Annotated in this window: 16 protein-coding genes; 8 read left to right on the top strand and 8 right to left on the bottom strand. The window is 45.7% G+C overall.

All coding sequences use genetic code 11. The annotated features are described in order from the left end of the window. Positions 1–9 precede the first annotated feature (9 nt). The gene (locus GL182_RS06410) at positions 10–1,155 is read right to left on the bottom strand and encodes a PKD domain-containing protein (protein ID WP_240469703.1); all 1,146 of its coding nucleotides are present in this window, start codon (positions 1,153–1,155) and stop codon (positions 10–12) included. Positions 1,156–1,157: 2 nt separating this feature from the next. Continuing rightward, positions 1,158–3,065, bottom strand: coding sequence for a hypothetical protein (locus GL182_RS06415; protein WP_163378825.1), 1,908 nt, complete (start codon positions 3,063–3,065; stop codon positions 1,158–1,160). A gap of 185 nt (positions 3,066–3,250) precedes the next feature. Between GL182_RS06415 and GL182_RS06420 the strand changes: the two genes are divergently transcribed. The 5 genes from GL182_RS06420 (at position 3,251) to GL182_RS06440 (ending at position 13,783) form a co-directional block, all read left to right on the top strand. Then, positions 3,251–4,264, top strand: a complete 1,014-nt coding sequence (locus GL182_RS06420) for a nucleoside hydrolase (protein WP_163378826.1) — start codon at positions 3,251–3,253, stop codon at positions 4,262–4,264. Positions 4,265–4,447: 183 nt separating this feature from the next. Further along, a complete protein-coding gene (locus GL182_RS06425; protein ID WP_163378827.1) occupies positions 4,448–6,877 on the top strand; it encodes a TonB-dependent receptor in 2,430 nt (809 codons plus the stop codon). A 149-nt stretch (positions 6,878–7,026) separates the two neighbouring features. Further along, the gene (locus GL182_RS06430) at positions 7,027–10,971 is read left to right on the top strand and encodes a heparinase II/III family protein (protein ID WP_163378828.1); all 3,945 of its coding nucleotides are present in this window, start codon (positions 7,027–7,029) and stop codon (positions 10,969–10,971) included. 27 nt (positions 10,972–10,998) lie between these two features. Then, complete coding sequence (locus tag GL182_RS06435) at positions 10,999–13,236, top strand: hypothetical protein (RefSeq protein WP_163378829.1); 2,238 nt, start codon at positions 10,999–11,001, stop codon at positions 13,234–13,236. Between the two features lie 157 nt (positions 13,237–13,393). Beyond that, on the top strand, positions 13,394–13,783 hold the full coding sequence (locus tag GL182_RS06440; protein ID WP_163378830.1) for a hypothetical protein: 390 nt from the start codon (positions 13,394–13,396) through the stop codon (positions 13,781–13,783). On the opposite strand, the gene GL182_RS06445 is transcribed toward GL182_RS06440, so the two are convergent. Together GL182_RS06445 and GL182_RS06450 are read right to left on the bottom strand one after the other, a co-directional pair. Beyond that, positions 13,773–14,696 (bottom strand): ROK family protein, encoded by a 924-nt coding sequence (locus GL182_RS06445; RefSeq protein ID WP_163378831.1) that lies wholly within the window; start codon positions 14,694–14,696, stop codon positions 13,773–13,775. The genes GL182_RS06440 and GL182_RS06445 overlap by 11 nt on opposite strands. Positions 14,697–14,845: 149 nt before the next feature. Further along, a complete protein-coding gene (locus tag GL182_RS06450; protein WP_163378832.1) occupies positions 14,846–15,673 on the bottom strand; it encodes a S1 RNA-binding domain-containing protein in 828 nt (275 codons plus the stop codon). A gap of 314 nt (positions 15,674–15,987) precedes the next feature. Between GL182_RS06450 and GL182_RS06455 the strand changes: the two genes are divergently transcribed. From GL182_RS06455 to GL182_RS06465, 3 genes are all read left to right on the top strand, one after another. Further along, complete coding sequence (locus tag GL182_RS06455; RefSeq protein WP_163378833.1) at positions 15,988–17,418, top strand: alanine/glycine:cation symporter family protein; 1,431 nt, start codon at positions 15,988–15,990, stop codon at positions 17,416–17,418. Between the two features lie 118 nt (positions 17,419–17,536). Further along, positions 17,537–19,855 (top strand): acyl-CoA dehydrogenase, encoded by a 2,319-nt coding sequence (locus GL182_RS06460; protein WP_240469705.1) that lies wholly within the window; start codon positions 17,537–17,539, stop codon positions 19,853–19,855. Positions 19,856–19,864: 9 nt separating this feature from the next. Continuing rightward, on the top strand, positions 19,865–21,634 hold the full coding sequence (locus tag GL182_RS06465) for an SLC13 family permease (protein ID WP_163378834.1): 1,770 nt from the start codon (positions 19,865–19,867) through the stop codon (positions 21,632–21,634). Positions 21,635–21,766: 132 nt separating this feature from the next. On the opposite strand, the gene GL182_RS06470 is transcribed toward GL182_RS06465, so the two are convergent. The 4 genes from GL182_RS06470 to GL182_RS06485 form a co-directional block, all read right to left on the bottom strand. Continuing rightward, a complete protein-coding gene (locus GL182_RS06470) occupies positions 21,767–23,230 on the bottom strand; it encodes an arylsulfatase (RefSeq protein WP_163378835.1) in 1,464 nt (487 codons plus the stop codon). A 191-nt stretch (positions 23,231–23,421) separates the two neighbouring features. Further along, positions 23,422–24,153, bottom strand: a complete 732-nt coding sequence (locus tag GL182_RS06475; protein WP_163378836.1) for a Spy/CpxP family protein refolding chaperone — start codon at positions 24,151–24,153, stop codon at positions 23,422–23,424. Positions 24,154–24,169: 16 nt separating this feature from the next. After that, entirely contained in the window at positions 24,170–24,496 is a 327-nt protein-coding gene (locus tag GL182_RS06480; protein WP_163378837.1) for a hypothetical protein, read from the bottom strand. After that, entirely contained in the window at positions 24,480–24,971 is a 492-nt protein-coding gene (locus GL182_RS06485; protein WP_163378838.1) for an RNA polymerase sigma factor, read from the bottom strand. The genes GL182_RS06480 and GL182_RS06485 overlap by 17 nt, the downstream gene beginning before the upstream one ends. Positions 24,972–25,030: the final 59 nt, after the last annotated feature.

Raw genomic sequence — 25,030 nt, forward strand, 5'->3', positions numbered from 1 at the left:
AAAACAGTATCAGGGAATCATCACTTCCCAAAAACGGGTTTTCTTATCCTTTCCCCCTGAGCCGGATACTTCCAGCGTAACATTGTAATGTACTCCGGATTCAGGATACTGATAGACAGGATGTTGCTCCCTGGAATAATCACCATTTCCAAAATCCCAATTCCATGCTTCAATTTCTCCTTCCGACTCATCTTTAAAGGCTACCGTCCTATCCTTATTCTTTACCAAAGCAAAAGACCAGTCCGCCTTGATTTCAGGCATTTGGTCCTTCTCCAGCGGCATCAACCGAAAGGCGCACAAATAGGAAGCGTCCGATACCATTCGGGTGTCGTGGGATAAATTGTAATGTCCATCTCTGTCTCCCCCATCAAAATCCAAAACAGACCAGGACAAGCCGATTACCTTGTTTTCATATAGCTGTGATTCCACTGCCCGCTCCGGCCCCTCATAGGGGGCATGGTCATAAGGAGTAATCCAGAATTCAAGGGTCAATTTTCCTGATTCTCCCTGTTTAAAATCAAAATCATAGGCCTGGTGGGCATGGGGAAAAGCAGCTATCCAAGGCTGGGAACCCCAAATCATCACCCAGCTGCCGTTGACCGGGGGAGTGAAAATATGGTAATTCTGGGCGTGATAACCGCTGAATTCCAGGTGATTTTGGATATGATCCGGATGATTCCCCCACTTTCTGGCTTCCGGATGCAGGGGATTATAAATAAAAGGCCCTCCGGAGAAATCACCGTCAACCACAATTTCGAAAATATCATTGAGGTACCCTTTAGGATTAAACCGTTCGAAATCCCAAAAATCGTCATAGGCCTCGTATAAAAAATATAACCGGTTCATACCTTTGACCCATCCTACTTTCACCCGAACATCGATGTCGGTAGTGTCAATCTCAGTCCCATGCCCATCTTCGGTATCCTTTAGTAATGAAGTGCCATAGGTGTAGGAATCGGGCACCTTTTCCCAATCACCTGCTTTGCCGTCTATATGCGGCATCGTCTCAGGTGAAAACTGATAAATCTTAAATACCCTGCCATCCCTGGCGGTGGCATAGGATCCTTCGCTGGCTTCCTGAGACCAGACCAGTGAGGCGCTGCATAACAGCATGCTCCACATCAAACCAAAACGCCATCGATTTCTTGAATCCATCCTTAGTCATATGTTTTATCTACCACCGGTATTTCATCACCATGCCAGGGGAAGGCATAGCTCGGAGCATTTTTAAAGCGGGACATTTCTAATTCCAGCTTTACCACCGACCCGGGGCTTACCACTGCCTCAAAAAATGAATGATTAATCGTATCAAACTGGTATGGATATTTTTCAATTTGATTCACCCTCTTTATTTGGTGCTCACCAAACATGCCGCCCTGAATAATGACCTTTTTGGTTTTCGTAGGATGAAGGTTGACCAAAGTAAGGGAAATTCCGGCCTCCGTTATTTGTTCCACCAGGGCAGCCATATCTGCCGGTATGCCAGACCGCTGATTCTCCGGATCAAAATACCGGACAGAGGTATGGAGTAGCCCACCATGGTAAATGTGATTGGGAGCTCCAAGCATGGTTTGCACGATACCTTCCAGAATTACCGGATTGAGGTTTAGCCAATGATGAACGTCCTGTTGATCCGGAGTAGTAGTATCCGTTCTGATCTTCTCCAGTCGGTTTTGCATTTCCTGATAGGTCGCTTTTAGGATATCAACCGGATAGTTGGGCACCTCTCCTTCCAAATACCCCAACCAGGTTGCCGTATTCCTTTCTTCACCCTTACCTTTAACGTAATTTAGCTGCAACATTTCCTCCGGATCCAACAATTCTTTTACCCTTTCCCAGTCCTTCTTTTCTCTGGACATGTACCAGATATGGGTGGGATACATGGCTTGTAAGGGTCTGTAATCGTACCAGCCGCTTTGATCGTACCGATGGGGTAAAAGTTTTTTACCATCCTCCTCTCTGGCCTCCCGGCTGATGGCTTCAATGACAGAATTGGGCAATTCCAGGTAACGGTCATCGCCTGATACCAGGTACGCATTGGAAGCTCCAATGGTGGTAGCCTCCAGTTTATTCCGGACACCATGCGGCCACTTCCATCCGTAATAACCACCCCACCAATTGCCATCCATGTGTTCGCCAATCTGTCCGGACAAGCCTACATTGTCCGGAATGATGCCTTCGTTTTTTTCTACCCGATCCATCCAGGCTTGTACATACTCCAGCACCCAATTTTTGTATTTGTCATCTGCGGTATACATATACGCATTCAGCATCAAGCTGGTAGCCGCCAGGTTCAACGGCACGTCCCCTTTCATCATCCTTTCGTTTAACGCTTCCAGGATATAAGCGAATTTTTCGTCGTTGTTCCAGTCTTTTCCTGAAGTGACATGGGGTATATCGTCGTAAGGCAGGGGGTAATTGGAGAGGATAGGCCTGTGGGTAACCCAATCTTCGGCTGTGTTGATCATTCTGGGACCCAGGCTTCCATTTAAAGGGGAGCGGATGATTTTCAACTCACTGTCAAAATTGGAATTCTCAGTGCCATCATCAAAATATAAAGCCGCAAACTTCAATGCCCTTTCCCTCATTTTTCTATCTGTGGGATCTGCCAAACCAAAAAAGTAAAAATTGGTATAGGCCTCTCCGTGATGCATCCAATCGTAGCCCGCATCAAATTCATCAACGATCTGACCATATTCGGTAAACTGCCGGGTTACTCCCTCCCATAATTTCCTGGAAAGCTTGTCCATTTCCACTGGCCCTCCCAGGGCGTAATACAGAGGGAAATTGTAAAAACTTTCATAACCATCGTCCGATCCATCCATTCCCGGCCATTCATCCCGCCATATCAAGCTGCCATCCGGATGGGTGTATTTCTCCACGAATTCGATAGCCGCCGGATAGAGCGCATCCATTAACTGCCTTTGCAACAGGGCCCATTCCGGTGGCGGAGAAGGCGCATTGTAGGGTACCGATTTCAGATGATCCGTTTTCACCTGGGAAAACCCAGGGTAAATCAGAAAAGAAAGCAAAAATACCAGGCCAGGTTTCAGCAATGTTTTCATTTTCAGGAATATTTTGGAAAGGGAATATAGCAAAAGTTCCCTTCAAATTGAAATTCGCGAATAGTTAGGAAGGCTTAATATCACGGCTGTCTAAAATGTATTATAGGAAATATGTTGCATCAAAGACCATTTGTTTTTACCTTTTTGACACATACAACCAAAATTCCTATTCCTCTAAGTAAATTATGAGAAACTCCTTAAATATATCTCCAAGTTTTAGCCAAACGGTTTGGTTTATCCTGGTTATCCTTTTGCCCCTTTATCCCTGTTTTTCTCAGGATTACCCACAATTAACCGAACCATTCAGGTTGAGTCAATTACAACCCAGTCAGGAAAAAGTGAAAGTGGTGATAGATACGGATACGTATAATGAGATTGACGATCAGTTTGCGGTGGTTTATGGGTTGCTTTCACCGGACCAAATGGAAGTACAGGCCATCTATGCGGCACCTTATCTCAATAACCGTTCTGTAAGTCCCAAGGATGGGATGGAGAAAAGCTTTGGGGAAATTGAGCGGCTGTTGGATAAATTGGCCATAAAGCGGGAAAATTTTGTTTACCGGGGTTCGGATGCCTTCCTTGAAAGCCTGGATAAACCAATTGAAAGCCCGGCTGCCCAGGATTTGATTAGCAAAGCAATGAATTCGGATGGACCCCTGTATGTCCTTACTTTAGGTGCCCCAACCAATGTAGCCTCCGCCATACTTTTAGAGCCGGAAATCATCCACAAAATTGTAGTGGTATGGCTGGGAGGCAAAGGGCTAAATTGGAAAACTGCCACCGAATTCAACCTGATGCAGGACCCCATAGCCTCCCAGGTGCTTTTTGACTCCGGCGTACCCCTGGTGCAAATCCCCACCCAGCCGGTTACTTCCCATTTGTTGACCACCGTTGCCGAAGTGGAAACTTACCTGAAGGGTCAGGGTGCGATTGGGGATTACCTGGTAGAAATTTTTAATGACTACCAGCCAGAAAATGGATTTGGCTGGTCTAAGGTGATTTGGGATATTTCAGCCATCGCCTATGTGATTAATCCGGGATGGTTCAATACCGAGATCAGAAGTAGTCCTATCCTTACAGATGAACTTACGTACAGTGTAGACCATACCCGACATTTATACCGGGTAGCCAATTACCTGAACAGGGATGCCATTTTTGGAGACCTCTTTCGGAAAATACAGGAGTACAGGGTCCAATAATTTGGATATCGATGATTCGTTTCCAACACTCCAACATCCCTGGTTAATGTCGGTACGGACCGGGCTGATTTCGCTTGCCAATAGGATCAGCTTCTAAACCTATTTTCCAGTTTCTTACGTTAGTAAAGTGAGCCCTTACGGGATACTGATTGCAAAAATTATTGGCGAAGACCCGCAATACAAATGATGATAAGAAACATAAAAATAATATTAATAAGTGCACTGGCTTTTCTGGTTTTAGCTGCCCTGGCCTTTTCAGAGCGTACTATTCTGGAGAAAGTGGCCACCAACCTGTCTGTCTGGAAGACCAATTTTGCCCCGGAAAAAGTTTACCTGCATCATGACAAGTCTTACTACATGGCAGGAGAAATTATATGGCTGAAGGGCTACCTTGTTCATGCATCCAACCTGAAACCGAGTTCAAAAAGTAGGATCCTTTACGTCGACCTGGTCAATGAAAAACAGGAGCTTATCAAAAAACTCAGGCTTGAGTTGGATCAGGGAAAAACAAGGGGAGATATTTCACTTCCTGAGGAGCTGGCGGAGGGTCGGTATTACTTGCTTGGCTATACCAATTGGATGGGTAATTTTGACGAAACGCCCTATTTTCGCAAGGAAATATATGTCTGGCAAGCTGATTCCGAAGGGAGTGAAACACAAAAGGAAAAAAATACCCCGCCAGATTTCCAGTTTTTCCCGGAGGGGGGGAATCTGGTCGCTGGTATCCCCGGAAAAATAGCCTTTAAAGCAACAAACCCTGACGGAAAAGGAATGGAAGTCTCGGGAGAAATACTTGATGATTCAGGGACAAAAATAACGGAATTCAAATCCCGGCATGACGGTATGGGTTCCTTTAAAATCACACCCTCAGCTTCTGAGGAATACGTTGCCAGGGTAAACTTTTCAAATGACCTGACTCAAAACATCCCTTTTCCGGAAGTTGCTGAAAAAGGATACACCCTGTCCATTGTCCACCTGGAAAACAAGCTGAGGATTACCACAAGCTCTAACCTAGAGGAGTCTGAAAACCTTTTGCTAACGGGCATAGCCCGGGATGAATTGCTTTACAATGCTTCAATAATGATTCCTGCGGCAGGAGACACTGTCATGGAAATTCCAAAATCAGCATTCCCCACAGGTATCGTAAGGTTCACTTTGGCGAAGGAATCGGGAGAGCCATTAAATGAACGCCTGGTATTTATAGACCATGACGATCAGGTTAAATTAAGCATACAACCCAACCAAACGCAATTTTCGAGCAGGGAGCAGGTGGAACTTGAAATTGTCGCCAAAGACCAGGCAGGAAACCCTGTAACTGAAGAATTTTCACTGGCTGTCACGGATGATCAGATGGCCGGAATTTACAAAGATGAGATGGATATACAATCCTACCTTATGCTGGCCTCAGAGGTAAAAGGTCATATCGCCTCCCCCGGTTATTATTTCGACAAGGAAAACGAAGACAGGCATGAAGTGCTGGATTTGCTGTTGATGACGCAGGGCTGGCGGGGATTTACTTGGGAAAAAATGATTGCAGACGATTTTCCCGATATCACCCATTCCCCGGAATTCAGTATCAATATCAATGGCTACCTGAAGAAAGATAATGGTGACCCGGTAGTGAAGGGGGATGCCATTTTGTTCTTAAAGGACAAGTATGAAACATTTATTGCCACTGAAACCGATGAGAATGGGCGTTTTGCTTTTGAAGGGTTTCATTTCAGGGATTCCATAGATATACTGATACAGGGTGCTGATGCGCGTGGAAGGAAAAACAATGTTAACTTGAGCTTATCTGATGAAACATTCGCTCCCTCCCTTCCGGAAAATATCCCCCCATATTGGAACAAGGAAATGAGGGAAATCCCCAGGGAGAAACTTACCCCTACTCAGCCCTTATTTCAGGGCATTTCCTCCGAACCAGGAGGACTGGAATTGGGAGAAGTATTACTGGAAGAAGTAGTAGTTGAAGGAAGCGCTGAAATTTCCACAACAAGGTCACTCCATAGCAATGCAGATGTAGTGATAGAACCCAATCAATTGCCCGTAGCCCCATCAGGAAACATATTGGAGGTATTACAGGGAAGGGTAGCGGGCTTACGGGTAATTCCGGGAGGACCCAATCAGTTCAGAGCGGTCATCAGGGGACAAGGCTCCCCCCTATATTTACTGGATGGGATTCCTGTGGACGAGAGCATGCTTCAAAGCATCAATCAGTTTGACATCAGTAGGATAGAAATCCTGAAAAGTCCGGGTAACGTCGGGATTTACGGAGGCAGGGGAGCCGGCGGGGTGATTGCGCTTTACACCCGCAGGGGACCGGATGAAACAGAAATGCAGGAACCGGGCGATCACATTCAGGTGTACCGGATCGGAGGCTTTAGTAAATCCAGGCAGTTTTATTCTCCGAAATATGGCGAGGGCCAGGAAGTGGATCGCCCGGACAGAAGGAGTACCCTCTACTGGAACCCGAGTGTCCGAACGGACGAGCAGGGTAAAGCTACCGTGAGTTTTTATACTGCTGACAAAAGTAGTTTATACCGGATCGTCGCAGAGGGGATCACAGATAAGGGAGCAACTGCCCATGCAGCATTGAATATAGAGGTTTATTGAAAAATTTTTGATACCTACCTGAAATCCGCAAAACTTCAGGTGTTTTGAAAAAATACCGGGGGCAATCAAACAGCCTGTTCTTTTTTAGCAATTCTGCCTTGAACTGCTTAATTTAGAATACCCATAGGCCAATAAACCCAAGTCCGCTGATGAAAATAAAAATTACCACGCTCCTATTTTTTTTATTAGTTCATTCTATTTCCCTGCTTTCCCAAACCCTACAGCCGGATCCCCCGCTGGTATTTCCCCAGCAATTTGTCCATCCGGGCATGCTCCAAAACCAGGCCGATTTGGATTTCATGAAAGCCAAAATACAATCAGGAGACCAAAAGTGGCTGGCTGCCTACCAGCGCTTGAAGGAAGCCGCTTCCCTGAATTTTGAACCAGAAACCTTTACCCATGTGGTAAGGGGATCTTATGGGCGACAAGGTCAGGGTCACCGTGAATTATCTGCCAGTGCCATAGAAGCTTACAGACAGGCTTTGCTCTGGTACATTTCGGATGATAAAGTTCATGCGGAAAAAGCCATTGCCATCCTTGCTGCCTGGTCAGAAAAATTATGGGATTTTGATGACAATGATGCCAAGTTGATTGCCGCCTTGACCGGACAACATTTCCTCAATGCAGCCGAAATATTGAGGTATTCCTATGATGGCTGGAAAAAGGAGGACATCAAAGCATTTGAAAGGCTGATGTTGACGGTATATTATCCTTATATACAGGATTTCTTTACAGAGGCCAATGGGAATTGGGATGCTGCCATGATCCATACCATGCTATGCATTGGCATCTTCACCGACCGACCGGATATATTTCAACGAGCTGCAGAACGCTTTTACTGGGGGCCAAATAACGGCGGCATCACCAAATACATTTATCCCAATGGACAGATCCAGGAATCCACGCGAGATTGGCCCCATGTGCAACTGGGACTGGGCGAATTGGCCAAGGCCGCCCAGGTAGCCTGGACCCAGGGCATGGATTTCTATCAGGTGGCTGACCAAAGGCTGGCCCTGGGTTTTGAATATACGGCCAAATACATGTTGGGTGAGGATGTCCCGGTATATGGCTCCATTTCACCCAGAGGAAGAGGTGAGTTCAGGGATATTTATGCCTCCGTTTACCAGCACTATACCCAAATCAAAAATGTGGACATGCCCTATACCGGCAAAGCCCTGGAGCAAACCCAGCCCTCCTCTTCCTGGTATTTTCTGATATCCCACAGGGCCCTGGACTCATCCGGGATGACTTCCAGCAGCACTGAACCACTGGATAATGCCAGGCCCCAGACCGGAGCGATGGAAAACCCAGATCAAAATCTCACCGCAGAGGACCTGACAGTTAAACCCGGGGAGTCCATTCAGGAGGCTTTGGATAAAACAGCCGGTACCGGCAGGAAGGTTTTGTTACAGGAAGGCACCTATCAATTGGATTCGCCCCTGCTTATACCGGGAGAAACCCATTTGGAAGGCATGGGAGCAAGTACCATTTTGATCCTTAAATCGGGAAAAGCGGGACTGACAGTAGGTAACAAAATTCCGGATATAAAAAATGTAGTCATCCGCCATTTACTGATTGAAGGGGCAGAATCGGTGGATCCCGGCACTGATCCCAACCAGGGCAGGCGGATGCGGGCGAGGCAATCTGCCATAAGAAGGGAAGGACTGGTGTTTTCCGCTGAGCGGGAAGGACAAATACAAAACATACTACTGGAACACCTCACGGTAAGGAATTTCACCAAACACGGTGTCTCCATCCGGGGAGCAGAAAATGTGCAGATCATCCATTGTGATTTCAGTGACAATGGCTCCAATGTAGTTCCCGGTAAGGGACTGCACCACAACCTTCACCTGACAAGGGTCAAAAATGCAGCCATTAAGAATGGTAGGTTCAGTAACTCACCCTGGGGCAGTGGGATTCAGCTTTCCTTTGGAGAAAACATCCACTTCTCAGAAAACGAAACAGCGAGAAACAAACTCCATGGAATTCAGGTCACGGAGAGCCTCAACGTTTCGCTGGAAAACAACCTCCTTGAAGGCAATGACCGCCATGGCTTGTTTTTGGACCATTGGATGGCAGGAACAAAGGATTTTGAAGTAAAAAACAATACCGCCAGAAACAATGGGGGAAAAGGCATCAGCAATAAAGAAGAAAACCAGGGTACTATAGGCTATAATCTATCTCTGGACAATAAGGCGGATTTGGTGTATGGAAATTCGTCCCGTGCTTTTCACCAAAAATTTCAACAGCTCAATCAATTGATGGAGTTTGAAGGTGGCATGCTGGCGGACTATTCAGATAGTACAGACAATCCGCTGGTAGTCGTCCGGCAACTTTTACAATATTACAGAAAAAGGGTCGCAGTAAAACACCCTGTAGACCGGGAGGACTTAAGGCATTTGGATAATCCTGCCAGTGAAAAAGACATGGCGGTAGCCAAAGATGCCCTGGCCCATGTTATGGTAGGACAGCCTGCCTACCCTGCCTTTTTTGTAGGAGAAGATATTGATTGGAGCAGCCGACCGGTAAACGATAATGAGTGGGTTTGGCAGTTGAACCGCATGACTTTTTGGGAAGCCATGGCCAGGGCCTACCGGCAGACGGGTGAGGAAAAATATGCCCGGGCCTGGAGCAGACAATTGATGGACTGGGTAGAAAAAAACCCTAGGGATGAAGCGCATCAATATGCCTGGAGATCCATAGAAACAGGAATCAGGGGCCATAGGTGGACCCGTCTTTTTCAATATTTTCTGGATTCCCCTTCCTTTTCCCCTGAAGCATTGCTGTCCTTTCTGGTTGCTATCCATGAACATGCTGATTTTCTAATGAGCAAGTACTCAGCAGGCAGTAATTGGGCATTGATGGAAGCAGAAGGACTGGCCTTCATTTCACTTACCTTTCCGGAATTCAGTCAATCCAACATTTGGCTGGAGGAAGCCATCCATAGGTTCAACCAGGAAATCCAAAACCAGGTCTATTCGGATGGCCACCAAAGAGAGTTGGCCTTTGGTTACCATATGGGAAGTATCAGCTGGTTTCTTCGAAGTTATGAAATGGCTGAAATGAATGGACTTGGCCACCTTTTTTCTGAGGACTATCTCCGGTTAATTGAAAAAATGTGTGAGGTACCCATGAAACTTGCTTTCCCGGACGGCACCACACCACAATTTGGAGATGCCTGGACGGGGAAACCAGGGCAGTATTACGAGCGGCTGAAGGAGTGGGCAGCATTATTTGACCGTCCCGATTTTCTGTATGTAGCCACCGAGGGGCAGCAGGGTCAAAAACCTGAGGCTACTGCTTTTGCCTATAAGGAAAGTGGATTGTTTTCCATGAGGAGCAGCTGGGAAACGGACGCCATTTGTATGGTTTTAAAGTGTGGGCCTGATGGTGGTGGCCACAGCCAACCGGATAACGGCACCTTTGAACTGTATGCCGGGGGCCGGAACCTTACCCCTGATTCGGGAAGTTTTATCTATAGTGGAGACCCTGAAAACCGCTCCTGGTTCCGGCAGACCAAAGTCCATCAAACACTGACATTGGATGGTGCCAATGCAGCTTATGCTCCCAGTCTATTGCTTTGGAAACCTGGTGAGCAACATGATATACTGGTGGTAGAAAACCAAAGTTACCCTGAACTGGCCCACAGAAGATCGGTGATCTTTGTAGATAAATCATTTTTTATCCTTATCGATGAAGCAATTGGCAAAGCCCGGGGCCAATTGGATCTCAACTTTCAATTGGCACCGGGAGATGCTGAATTGAACCCCTCCACCCTCTCAGCCAATACCAGCTTTGATCAGGGATACAACCTGGCCATCCGCACGCTTCCCCAATCAGGCCTTAGTCTGGAGGAGGCTGAAGGTCAGGTATCCTTTGTTTACACCCAAAAAGAACCGAGACCCGCTTTTTCTTTCAGGATGGATAAGGTCAAAAACTCCGGGGAAAGGTTCATCACTATTCTGACTCCTTATCAAAATGAAAAACCGGAAATTGAAGTGGAAATTTTAAAGGGTTCCAAGGCTGGTTCCCGAAACAGGGGACTTAGGATTCATTATCAGGGAAAAAGTGAAACCATTCAATATCAATTTTAAAGTAAGCCCATCAAAAAAATCTTCGAAATGAAAAAAATTCCTTTGCTTTTCGCTGGCTTGTTCTTGTCTTTGTTATGTTTCAACCTTTCGTTGCTAAAGGCACAGGAAATAACCCTGCCTGAGCTGCCTTTTCACCTGACAGCCGAACCCTGGCAACCTTCCCAGCAGGATAAATCAGCCTTTTTAGATGCCATCTCAGCTACCTGCCGGGTGGTAGCCCGACAGCAGGATGCATCAGGAGCCATCATTGATCCCTACCTGGACAGGGAACACCAATACGCAACCCCCTACTTTGCCTTTGCCGTAGGTGTATTATTGAAAGCAGGAAGAGGGGATGATCTAAAAGAAGCAGGGATCCTGGCCATGGAGCACAGTACCGGAAATTTTGCTGCGGGTACCAAATCCATACCTGATGAGCACGGGGAATTTTTTATCAGCCCTTTGGCCCATGCGCTGGAGCTGTACCGCCCGCATGTTTCACCGGGAACCCACCGAGAATGGGTAGACCGGATGAAGACCCCCCTGGATGTGGTCATGCAAAACTTTGATGGAAGGATCAATAACTGGAGGACCTACGCCATGAAAGGAGAATGGACCCGTGTACAACTTGGCCTGGTGGATAGAGACCAGGCAGTGGACTTTATAGAAACAGCCTGGCACGACCTTTCGCAGCGGGTAAGGATTGTAAATGACAAATGGAACCTGTACCAGGATTGGAGCAGTGATCCCCAGTCCCTGGCAGTAGAGGCTGTCGGAAGGGGCAACCTGATCGGTTTGGTAATGGAAGGTTATGATGGGCCTTCAGCGAAAGAGATGAAAGCTGCCATTCGGCGAGGCACACAAACCAGTCTGCTACTGCAGGCCCCTGATGGTCAGACTCCTGCCAATGGGCGTACGGACAACCATATCTTCAATGATGTGCTTTACCAATTGGCCTTTGAAAGCCTGGCTGAAGATGCCCTGAATGAAGGTGACAGTTTGCTTGCAGGACAATACCGGCGAGCGGCTAATCTGGCTTTCAACAGTATTTTAAGGTGGCAAAGAACCGACAAGCCATGGGAAGGTTCCTTCTATATCACCAAAAACCATTTTGAACCGGGTTTAAGGGTGGGTTACCAACCGGCCAGCCAATGGGGCAACTACACCGGTGCCACCATACAGCACCTCTCGGAAGCCTGGCTGAGCCGGACTTCGGAAATTCAAGAGAAGCCTGCCCCCACAGAAATCGGCGGCTATGCCTTGGAAACAGATGGTAAATTCGGGTCCTTCTTTGCCAATGCCGGTGGCTTGCAGGTAGTCGCCAATTTGCGTGGAGCCAGCATTCCCAAATACAACCTGAGCTGGACGCCATTGGGAGTGATCAGGTTTAGTAAATCGGGATGGGATGCCAGGCTGGGGCCCTCAGATGGGGAGCATGACCTGAAAGCCGGCACCCGCGTGGATCTGCAAACGGGGAGCGGGGATACCCTGGATACGTACAGGAGGTTGAGTGGGGTAACCTTTGGGCCGGAATGGGTAGAAAGGGGCCATTGGGTAAGGATTGCGGATTTGGCCGCCAATTATCAGGCCGTGCCCGAAGTACATTTTGTTCATCCCCTTTTGGTTAAGTTTACCTTGCATTATTCCTATGTCACCGGCAGGGGTGGTCCGTACTTTAAACAGCACTTCACCGTAACTCCTGACCTTGTGGTAAGCCGCCTGAGCAGCCCGCAATCCTTACCCTATGGATTGACCGTCCCCTTGTTGGAAAATGACGGCAGGCCCCTGGAAACCGGAATGGATCAACAAATGGTTTATACAGGTTACAAGCAGGATGGAGACAAGCAATATTTTATAAGTTTGAACCGAGATACACAAATTGATTCCAGTGCCACAGCGATCCGAAGCACTTATGGTTGGCTAAAACCTATCAGATTTGAAAGCAAAGAAGCTTCCATAGACCTGATGGTTTATCCCAAATCTCCCGGGGACCTGGAGGCAGTGGATTTGCAATCTTCCTTCTCCTGGACCGATGAGGGCTTTTCCACGGCTTTGGCCAAAATCGGAGAAAAATATTATATCGGCACTACTGCTGCCGGCGGCGAAGGAAGGGAGTTGGACTTGAACGGGGATGGCAAGGCAGATGTACGTTTCGATAAAACCTGCCAATTCATCCTTCAGCTGGAAGACGATAAAGTAATCAGGGCAGAAGCAGACAGGGAAGTAAACATGAGCTATCAGGGAGCTTCATACTTTCTTTCAGCCTCCCAGCCCATAGACTTGTAAATCAAGTGAAAAGTTGGGGTTAGTTTTTCTATAAACAACTGTTTTAATCTTTGGCCCGGCAAAAAATTATTCAAGGGTTTATTTTTAAAGCATACCAAACTATCTGCTTACCTTTGGCGTTCTGATGCCGTTAGGCTACTTCCGCAATTATTCCATTATGAAATATCCCTTATATTATTTGGCTTTATCATTTCTTGGCGCCATACTCTTAACCTCTTGTACCGGAAAATTGGATGCAGGTAATATAGATCTGGAGGCCTGGAAAAAAGACCGAAATGGATGTTTAGGGTTAAGGCTTCAGGATGCCGAAGAAATGCAACGAATAAAAAACACTTTCCTGGCCAAATACAACCAGGAAATCATCAAGACCTTTGGCAGGCCGGACCGCGTGGAACTGGTGGACAAAAGCCAGAGTTTTTTCATATACTTTCTGGAGCCTTCTGAAAATTGTGGTGTAAAACCCGAAAAAGAACCTTTAAAGGTTCTTTTTCGGCTGAATGCCATCAGCAAGGTAAGCGAGGTAACGATCACTTCCCTTAATCCATAAAGCACAAGGCGGCTGCCCCGAGTGTTCCTGCATCATTTTCCAAGGTAGCCCGTTGCATCTTCAGGTCCGAAAGGTAGTAGGGGCTCAGGTATTGAAAAATACTTTTTTCCATACTCGGTGAGATAAAAGGCAAGGCCGCCGAAATACCACCTCCAAAATAAATTTCGTTGACATCCAGGATGCGGACGGTAGACACTATGGCTTCTCCCAATATCTCCCCTACTTCAGCAAAGGTTTTTAATGCCACAGCATTGCCCTTATTGGCAGCACCAACCAAAACGTGCATCCCAAGCTCTTGAGAGGCTAATTCCCCAATGTCATCAGGAAAGGACTCCATCATCCTTTTGGCTATTTTCAGGATCCCACCCCGGCCTATCAGAGGTTCCAGGCGGCTATTACCTCTGGACAACATGTGTCCCATTTCCATGGCATTGCCCCTTACGCCCTTAAATACTTCTCCGTCAATGATAAGGGCACTTCCAATCCCTGTTCCCAGGGTAATGAAAAGGTAACTGTCTGTGTTATCTCCTTTACCAAAATGCAATTCACCAACAGCTGCTGCACTCGCATCATTTTCCAAATGAAAGATAATATCGGGAAATTTCTCCAATAAAGCCCCTTTCAGGTTGAACCCATTCAATTCCCCAATGGCTGGGATTTCAAGGGTGGTGGTTCGGTCCTTACTCACCAAACCAGGGAGACCAATCCCTACATGCTTTACTTCAGGATATTTTTTCAGGTATTTCCCTACCGTCTCCACAAATCCAAAGTTAAATCCAAGGGAATGTTTCCTAAGTGCACCTGTCTCTTCTTTGGCAAATTGAAGGATGTCCCCTTTGGTATTCACCAATCCTATTTTAACATGGGTACCTCCTACATCTATTCCTAAAAAATTTTCAGTTTTCTTATCCATTTTAATATTTTTCAATTTTAAAGGTATGCAATTTTCCCTCAGGAATTTTACCACTTTCACTAAGTGAGTAAGTTTGGTAAAAATATATGATTTTCTTTTAATTTCGCTAAATTAGTCCGTAAAGGGATAAATAAAATGGTTATTTCTCACTAGGCCAAATATATACCATCCTCTTTGAGGATAATTTTCTTCCTTTTGTACAACTGCCCGATGCATTGCTTGAACTGTTTTTTGCTCATCCCCAGGATATCGCGAATGCGCTCCGGATCCGACTTATCATTCAGGGGTAAAAAGGGATCTTCGCTTAATTTTTTCAGAATGACCTCTGCCCCTTCCTCAAACTTTTGTCGTCCTATGGGCGTTAACTGCAAATCGATTTTATTGTCTTCCCGGATTTTTTTCACAAAAGCCCTGACTTTATCACCTGCCTCTAATGGTTTAAAAGTCTCGTTTCCATAGATCAACCCTTCGTAAAAGCCATTGATCAAGGCTTTAAAGCCCAAATCTGTCTTTTCAAACACCAAGGCCTCCACCTCCTGCCCTACTTCAAAAATACTGGTATCAGACAAAATAAAATCTTCATATTTGCTCACTCCCAGGAGCCGGTTGGTTTTATGGTCTATACAAACCATGACCAGTACCTTGTCACCTTTGTCCAACTTCTGCCGCATTTCTGAGTTGGGAAGCAGCAAGTCTTTCTCCAGGCCCCAATCCAAAAAAGCACCAATCCCTGTCACATCCTTGACTTCCAGTACAGCAAATTGATCCAATAAGGCCAGTGGATGGTCCGTTACCGCCACGGGTCGGTCTTCACTGTCTGTATAAACAAATACTTCCAGTATATCCCCTTCCTTCTCGCTACCACTTAAATAACGTTTCGGGATCAAAACTTCACCATCATCGCTTAATTTGAGGTAAGCACCGTTATCTGTAAATCGGTTGATGGGCAATTGGCTGATTAATCCTAATTCCTTCATATTGTATTTCCGTAAGGATCTTTGTTTTCCGGGTGGATCCGGCACAAATGTAATGATTTTTGCAGTATCCCTCAGATTGACGATGAAAACTGCTTTGCAAAACCGGGATAAAGGTAAAAAAAGAGGTGTTTGGCAGCCAACTTATCCCAATAGCATTATCACCATTATGGAAATACCTTTCAGACAATGGTAGATTGAGAAAAAAACACCATTTTTTTTAATTGTCAGATAATTTTTGACGTCAAAATTAGATTTAAGCATATTTTGGTTTTCTTTGTGATCGGAAATTGAATGGACCTTAGCCAATACATTACATGGAACCTATTATTTACGCCATCAACGATATCATCTGGAGCAATGCCCTGATCGTCCTTTGTTTGGCAGCCGGAGTATATTTTTCCATCATCACCAAATTTCTTCAAATCAGGTACTTTCGGGAGATGATCAAACTTTTGTTTGGAGGAGAATCTTCCGACAAAGGTGTCAGCTCATTTCAGGCATTTGCCATTGCCATTTCAGGAAGGGTGGGCACAGGAAATATAGCCGGAGTAGCAACGGCCATCGCCATGGGAGGTCCGGGAGCCGTTTTCTGGATGTGGATCATTGCTTTTCTGGGGAGTGCCTCTGCATTTATAGAAGCGACACTGGGGCAGATGTTCAAAGAAATCAAGGGGGGGCAGTACCGGGGTGGGCCGGCCTTTTACATTGAAAAAGGTTTGGGCATCCGCTGGTATGCCATGCTTTTTGCTTTTGCAACCATTCTCAGTACTGCTTTTTTTCTGCCCGGAGTTCAAAGCAATAGTATTGCCTTGAGTGTGGAAAATGCCTTTCAAATCCCGGTATGGGTGACCGGATTGGTGATTTGCTTTTTCCTTGCGCTGATCATCTTCGGCGGGGTAAAAAGAATCGGTAAGGTAGCGGAAATCGTCGTACCCTTTATGGCCGCTGCCTACATCCTCATGGCTGTAATCATCATGGCGCTTAATTTTACGGAGATTCCTGGTGTGATCAAACTCATCGTTTTATCCGCATTTAATCTGGATGCCACATTCGGGGGTATATTTGGCATGGCCATTTCCTGGGGAATCAAAAGGGGAATATACAGCAATGAGGCCGGTCAGGGAACCGCCCCGCATGCCGCCGCCGCCGCAGAGGTGAGCCATCCTGTCAAACAGGGTTTGGTTCAGGCATTTTCTGTTTATGTTGACACCTTATTTATATGTACTGCCACTGCCTTCATGATCTTATTTACCGGGCAATACAATGTGATCAATCCTGAAGGTGGGTTTATCGTGGAGAATCTCCCCGGCGTCCCATTTGGACCGGAATTTACACAGTTTGCCATCAGTGAGCATTTCCCCAACCTGGGCCCTGGCTTTATTGCCATTGCATTGGCATTTTTTGCTTTCACCACCATCATGGCTTATTACTATATTGCAGAGACCAACCTGAGTTTTTTACAAAGGGATAGTAACCAGAAATGGCCCCTGTTTATGTTGAGGGTGCTGATATTAGTGGCCACATTTTATGGCACCATTCGGACGGCTGCATTGGCCTGGACCCTTGGAGACATTGGGGTGGGTATGATGGCCTGGCTAAACATCATTGCCATTTTTCTTTTGCGAAAACCGGCCATGGCAGCTTTGCGGGATTATATGGACCAAAGAAAAAGAGGCCTGGACCCCACCTTCAATTCCGATACCCTGAATGTGAAAAATACGGAAGAATGGGATAAAATCGATTAATTTTCCATTTCGTTCCCCACATTTGGACTTTTATTTATTGGCATTCCTTACCTATATTTTTAACTTTTGGTAAGAAATTTGATTTGGTTAGAATTATTTTCTTATCTTTTTAAGAATAATGAAGACCAAAATCAAAGGCATGCAACAAACCCTTTCTCAACCCACCCCTGGAAGCATGGTATTGCTTCCTATTCTTTACATGGTATGGTCCGACACCCTGCTATCTGACCAGGAGCTGACGGCGCTGATGCGATTTTTAGATAAAATTGACTGGCTCAGTGATGCAGACCGGGATTACCTCAAAAACAGGCTCAATCCAGAGTCGCCACCAAACCGGGAAGAACTGGAATCCTGGTGGCAAAACATCAAAGGAGCGGTAACAGAAGACAAAAACTATCCGGATATGGCTTCCGTAGGCATAGATTTGCTTACCAAAAATGCGCCCGAAGAAGCCCACACATTCCCCCTGGAAAAGGTAAAGAAGGAGTTGGCTGATTTGGAAAAACAACTGGGGATAGTCGGAAAATCCGCTGCCCTCATATTTAAATCTGATCACCACAATATCTCCACCAGCTACCAAACCCAGCAGGCGTTTGACATAGACCGGTTGACATCCCTGCTAGACGGTTCAAGGAAACCACTGATCGATGAATTGAAAGCCTTTATTGCCACAAAAGAGTTTGATTACGTAAGGCCTGATGATCTGGAAAATTACAGAAATCAGGTGTTAGACTGGTGCAAAATACTGGCTGATAAGGGATATGGTGCCATTGGATATCCAAAAGCCTACGGTGGTAAAGACGACATGGAGGGCTATTTCACTGTCATGGAAACATTGAGTTACCGGGATTTAAGCATGGTGATTAAGTTTGGAGTTCAATTTGGACTTTGGGGCATGAGTATACTTTCCTTGGGAACAAAAAAGCACCATGATCGCTACCTCCGTGACATAGGTAAACTTGAACTTCCCGGATGTTTTGCCATGACTGAAACCAATCATGGTTCCAATGTCAAAGGCATTGAAACGACGGCCACCTATGATCATGCGGACCGGACTTTTACGATCCATACCCCACATGTTAATGCCAGAAAGGAATATATTGGCAATGCTGCCCTGCATGGCCGTATGGCGACGGTTTTTGCCAAGTTGATTATTGAGGGTAAGGATTATGGTGTCAGTACCTTCATTGTGCCTTTAAGAGACCAGGATGGTAATACCTTACCGGGGATTGAAATTGAAGATTGTGGCAGAAAAATGGGCCTTAATGGGGTAGACAATGGGCTGATTTCCTTTAATCAGGTGGTTGTTCCCAGAGAAAACATGTTGGACCGGTTTTCTTCCGTAGATGAGCAGGGGAAATTTCAAAGCCCCATAGCAGGAGATAACAAACGTTTTTTCACCATGCTGGGCACCCTGGTGGGTGGAAGAATCGGCATACCCAGGTCTGCGAATGCTGCTGCCAAGTCAGGCCTTACCATTGCCATCAGGTATGGCGATCAGCGCAGGCAGTTTGGGCCTGAGGGAGGAGAGGAAATACCCATTCTCAACTACCGCATGCACCAACGCAGGCTGATTCCCCTATTGGCCAAGACCTATGCCTGTCATTTTGCATTGGAATATGTTACTTCCCGATTTTTAAACCGGAAGGAAGAAGAAATGCAGGAAATTGAAGCGCTGGCTGCAGGAATGAAAGCCTACGTCACCTGGCACAATACCGCCACCCTGCAAGAGTGCAGGGAAGCTTGCGGGGGTAAAGGCTACCTGTCCGAAAACCGGATTGATGCCTTAAAAAACGATACCGATGTCTATACCACCTTTGAAGGGGATAATACGGTACTCATGCAATTGGTAGCCAAAAGCCGCTTGAGTGCCTATAAGGAGCAGTTTGAGAACATGAACCTTTTCACCATTATCAATTATGTTGCGGCCAAAACAAAAACATCTATCACCGAAAAAAATCCGCTGATTATCCGGAATACCGATGAGCAACACTTGTTGGATCCTGATTTTCATCTGAGTGCATTTGAATACCGGGAAAACAGTATACTGGATTCAGCAGCCAAAAGATTGAAAAGGCTCATGGATGAAGGAATGGATCCATTTGATGCCGTAAACGTATCCCAGCATCACTTGTTTACCATGGGAGAAGCATTCATTGAGCGGGTGGTCCTGGAAAAATTTCTTGAAAAAATAGCCGCAGAGACAGATCCCAAAATCAAGGAAGTGTTGAAAAAATTATGTGACCTGTATGCTTTGTACCAAATGGAAAAACACAAGGGTTGGTATCTGGAACAAGGATACATGGAAGGCGTTAAAACAAAGGCTATCCGGAAAATGGTCAACCAGCTTTGTTGGGAAATACGAAAAGATGCGGTACCGCTTGTCAATGCTTTTAATATTCCCGATCCCTGTCTTTCAGCCCCCATTGCCATGTAAACCTATTTTATGAATGAAATAATTGTATTTGCCATACTTGGCCTTTCCCTTATCTTTTTTGTCTGGGGCAAAATCAGGTATGACCTGGTGGCATTATTGGCCCTGATCATCCTCGCAATTCTTGGCTTAATCCCTTTTGAGAAGGCTTTCTTAGGGTTTGGACACCCTGCTGTCATCACCGTGGCAGCAGTTTTGATCGTCAGCAAGAGCCTGGAATATTCCGGACTGGTGAACCTGATCGTCAGGATTATGGAAAAGGTCGGTAGCAACCCAACTTTACAAGTGGCTTCTATGTCGGGTATAGTAGCCCTTTTATCCGGTTTTATGAACAATGTGGGTGCTTTGGCCATTTTTATTCCTGTTGCCATTCAAATCGCCAGAAAGAATGATTATCCACCCTCTCTGGTACTGATGCCCATAGCCTTTGCTTCCCTGCTTGGGGGCATGACCACACTAATCGGCACCCCCCCCAACATCATTATAGCAGCTTTCAGGTCTACCAATGGAGGCCCGGCATTCAGCATGTTTGACTTTGCCCCTGTGGGTGCAGGCCTTACCATTGCCGGACTGATTTTTATTTCCCTGATAGGATGGCGACTGCTCCCCACAAGGCGATCAAAACAATCCGGGGAGGATTTGTTTCAGATAAAAAATTATATCACCGAGGTGAGGGTCACCGATGATTCAGATTTAATCGGCACAAATATTCAACAACTTACAAAAGATAAAGACATCGATATCAAGGTACTGGGGATCGTCCGTCATAAAGAAAGGATACATGCTCCAGGGCCCTACCACATGTTTAAAGCGGATGATATCCTTATCCTGGAATCCGGAACCGACGATCTGAAAGAATTGATCAGCAATGCTGAATTGGAAATGGTAGGGCATGAGGATTTTGTAGAATCGGTAAAAGAAAAAACCGAAATCGTCATCACTGAAGGAATCATACAAGCCAATTCCCCTCTGGTGGGTCAGACTGCAGCCAACCTGCACATGCGATCCAGGTATGATGTCAATTTGCTGGCTTTGTCCCGGGGAGACCGGACCATCATCAAAAGAATTGACCATGAAGTATTCCGCTCCGGGGATGTCCTGATGCTTCAGATGCGGGAGGAGCAACTTTCGGAAACCCTGGATGAAATGAAATGCCTGCCTTTGGCCAGCAGGAGCCTGGACATAGGAAAACCAAAACAAACCCTGCTAGCCATTGGCATTTTTGTTACTGCCATCATTTCTGCTGTCGTTGGTTGGTTACCGGTAGAAATTGCCTTCACATTGGCCGCCATGGCCATGGTATTTAGCAGGATTCTGCCTTTAAAGGATTTTTACACCAGCATTGACTGGCCGGTTATTGTTCTTTTGGGGGCAATGATCCCTGTTGGAGAGGCTTTTGAAACCAGCGGAGCCGCTGCAACAGTCACCCGGCTGATGTTGGTTTATTCCGATATTTTCCCAGCCTGGTCCATGCTGATTGTGATCATGCTGACTACGATGTTACTTTCCGCTTTGATCAACAATGCCGCTACGGTAGTATTGATGGCCCCTATTGGTCTGCAGATTGCCTACAGCATGGAGCTTTCCGCCGATCCTTTTCTGATGAGCATTGCAGTGGGTGCATCCGCTTCATTCCTGACTCCGATTGGCCACCAATCCAATACCCTGGTCATGGGGCCCGGGGGATACCGCTTTGCGGATTATATGAAACCCGGTCTACCCTTGACCCTACTGGTACTGGCCCTGGGCGTTCCTCTGATTCTGTGGATTTGGCCGCTATAGGATAGAATAAATACTACCTGTCCAAATGGCAAAATGACCCTGGTATAATCAAATAATAGCTGATTAATGGACCGTTTTATCTGCCCTGCATAACAGGTCAATTATTCCACCCGGAGAAATCCAGATTTCCTATTACTCAGCATCAATCTCAGACGCATACAATTTGAAAACCGGGTTTGGTCTGTGGCTGGACTCCATCAATGCTTTCAGTTCCTCTACCCGTTCCGGATATTGATCCGCCAGGTTGTTTTGTTCTCCGGGATCTTCTGTCAGGTTGTACAATTCAATGGGGGAATTTGGATCTTTATTTAGATTGAGCCTAATGGCTTTCCAATCGCCTTTACGAACCGCTTGTTTACCACCCTGTTCGATAAACTCCCAATAAAGGTACTTGTGTTGGGCTTGCTCCTCCGATTTCCCCAGGAGCGCGGTAGCAAACGAAATTCCATCCGTATTTTCGGGAATTTCCGAACCAGTCAGTTCAGCCAGCGTGGCATACACATCCCAAAAAGCAGATGGATGATCGTTGCTACCTGATTGGATTTTCCCGGGCCAATTGGCAATCATGGGTACCCGAATGCCGCCTTCGTATAAGTCACGCTTGTGGCCCCTGAAAGGGCCGTTGCTGTTAAAAAAATCCGGATCAGCGCCTCCTTCCAGGTGAGGGCCATTGTCGGAAGTAAATATCACCAGGGTATTTTCTCTTAAGCCTAGCTGGTCCAGCTTAGCCAGTATTTCCCCCACCTGCTTGTCCAACAGTTCGACCATGGCCACAAAAGCAGCCCGGGGGTTTTCCTGGGACATATAGCCTCCTATTTTATAGGTAGGACCTTCGTCCACACCCTGATAGGGTGTCTCTTCAAACCTACCCACATGCTCGGCCATTTCTTCCTCAGGAGCAATAAGCTCCGCATGGGGAATGATGCTGGGTACATATAGAAAAAAGGGATTGTTTTGGTTGTCATCTATAAATTTAAGCGTCTGTTCGTGGATCAGGTTGGGTGCATAAAGTTCCAGACTTGTGCCGGCATTTTCTTCCAACACCACTGAGTCCTGGTTGTGCCAAAGGTGGTAGGGGTAGTAATTATGCCCCATACGCTGGCAATTGTATCCGTAAAAAACATCCACCCCCTGATTATTGGGGTCTCCTTCCGAACCGGGATAACCCAGCCCCCACTTTCCAAAGGCACCAGTGGTATAGCCGCTGGCTTTCAGGGATTCGAAAACGGTTAAAACGGAGTCCGGTAAGGGATACTGACCTTCGGGTTGAATTTCGTAGTTACCTCTTACCGGTGCATGCCCGGTATGCAGGCCGGAGACCAGGGTACTGCGGGAGGGAGCGCAGACGGTAGAACCGGAATAATGTTGTGTGAAAAACATGCCTTCTGCAGCCAGTTTATCCAGGTTAGGCGTTTCTATGTATTCCTGCCCGGTAAATCCCAAATCCCCGTAACCCAGGTCATCGGCCAGGATGTAAACAATATTTGGATTGGTAGTTTGGGATGCCTCATCCTGAAGGGTTTTATCCCCCGATCCCGAAGAACAGGAATAAAGCCCAATGGCCAGAAAAAGGCCTAAACATGTGGAGCCTTGCATGATTGATTATTTTAGGAAACGTTAAAGGGGTAACTTAGCAATATTTTTCCGAAAAAGGAAAGACAGCTTTTATTTGGATACATTTTCGAAGATGATTTTTTCATCCATATCGGTTCAACAATTAGCGTGGGGAAAATCATGGTGCTCTTTGACTTCATTTGCATATCACACCGGCTAGAATTTATTGTGTGCTACTTCTCAAATTGCTGCTGCATATCTTTTTTCAAGGTGATAATTACCACTCCGTTTTTCGCTTTTTCACCATATTTATCGATCGCCCATTGGTCTTTTATGACCGACATGCCTGAAATGTCCTCTGAATTTATTTTCTCCATATCATCAATCTGAACCATTCCGTCAATTGTTGAAATTAACACCAACGGGCTGTTTTCAGAATCTACTGAAAGTCTGAGTTTTACCTTTGAATTTTTGCTGGCATCACCAGTTGATTTGCTTTCAGTGCCATTGACAATATCCAATGGCCCAACAGTCAATGGCTTATTGGAAAAATCATATTTATCAATATTACTGACACCTTTCAGTTCCGAAAGCTCTTTTTGCTGGGTTGCGCTGAGTTCATTTTTAATGGCAACCAAAGTGGATAACTTTTTTTTCTTCAATGAATTTTCTAAGCTTAATACTATATCCAATTGCTTGGAAACTGCCTCAGGGTTGGGTTTGGTCTCGCTGAGCATTTTCTTTAACTTTGCAGAAGCTACATCCAGATCCAATTTGCCGTTAAAGAATGCTTTGGAACTTTGGTTATGTATTTTTTTGATTTTTTCTAACTGTTGGTCCGTAAGGGAAATGGCAAAACTGTTTTGAAATACCAGGTTGGCAGAATAAAGGTTTTCCTGAAATATATCCTGGGCATTGACTACACCTGAGCATAGTAATATCCCAATTATCAATAGCTTTTTCATGTAAATTAAATTTTGGTTAAAAATCCGTCAAAAGGGAAGAAGTTGGGGATTCCCAAGATTCCAATTCGGTAGTGGATTCGATTTTGAATTGGAGCTCATTGTTTTGTCCTTCCTCCAGGGTAATGATGATTACGTCGTGATCCAAATGTTGGATGGATCCATCCCCCCTGTAAAACCAGGCCAATAAAGCCAATGAAGCGGCAATTCCTATTGGAATCAAACCCCATGATTTAGATTTTCTGATTTTTGGAAATTGGGGAACCCCAATTGCCGAATCCTTTGCTTTCATTTCGCTAAATAAATCCTGAAAGTCTTGGTCTTCGGAATTATCTATTGTTTTCATGCAGTGTCTTTTTTAAGATAAGCTCTTTGAGGTTTCTTTTTCCTCTGTCATAATGAGTCCTAACTGAACCGATACTGATTTCCATGATCTCGGCGGCTTTTTCCAAGGTCAGATTGTGATAGAAAACCAATAGCAAAACCTCCTTTTGTCTTTCTGGCAGCTTTTCTATCAATTCTTCATGTGAAGCAGCATTGATTTCTTGCTCTGTTTCTGCTACATCAAATTCCGCTTCTAGTGAATAGGTGTTTTTCGCCTTCTTTTTCCATTCCAAAGCAGTAAACCGTATTACAGAAAACAGCCAGGTTTTAATTTGGGACTTTTCTTTATAGATGGCTTTCCCTTCGAGAATTTTCAAATAAACCTGTTGCAACACATCCTTGGCCAAATCCTCATCAAATGAGCAGCACTGTCTTGACCAGTGGTAAGCTTCTTGGTGAAGTTCTTTAAGGAGGTTTTCCAGTTGCCGTTTTTTCATTCTTACCCATTAGTGCCTAAAAGTTAGTTTTATATGACAGGGGATACCTGTTTTTTAAA

The sequence above is a fragment of the Cyclobacterium sp. SYSU L10401 genome (assembly GCF_010993705.1).
In the GTDB taxonomy this organism is placed as follows: domain Bacteria; phylum Bacteroidota; class Bacteroidia; order Cytophagales; family Cyclobacteriaceae; genus Cyclobacterium.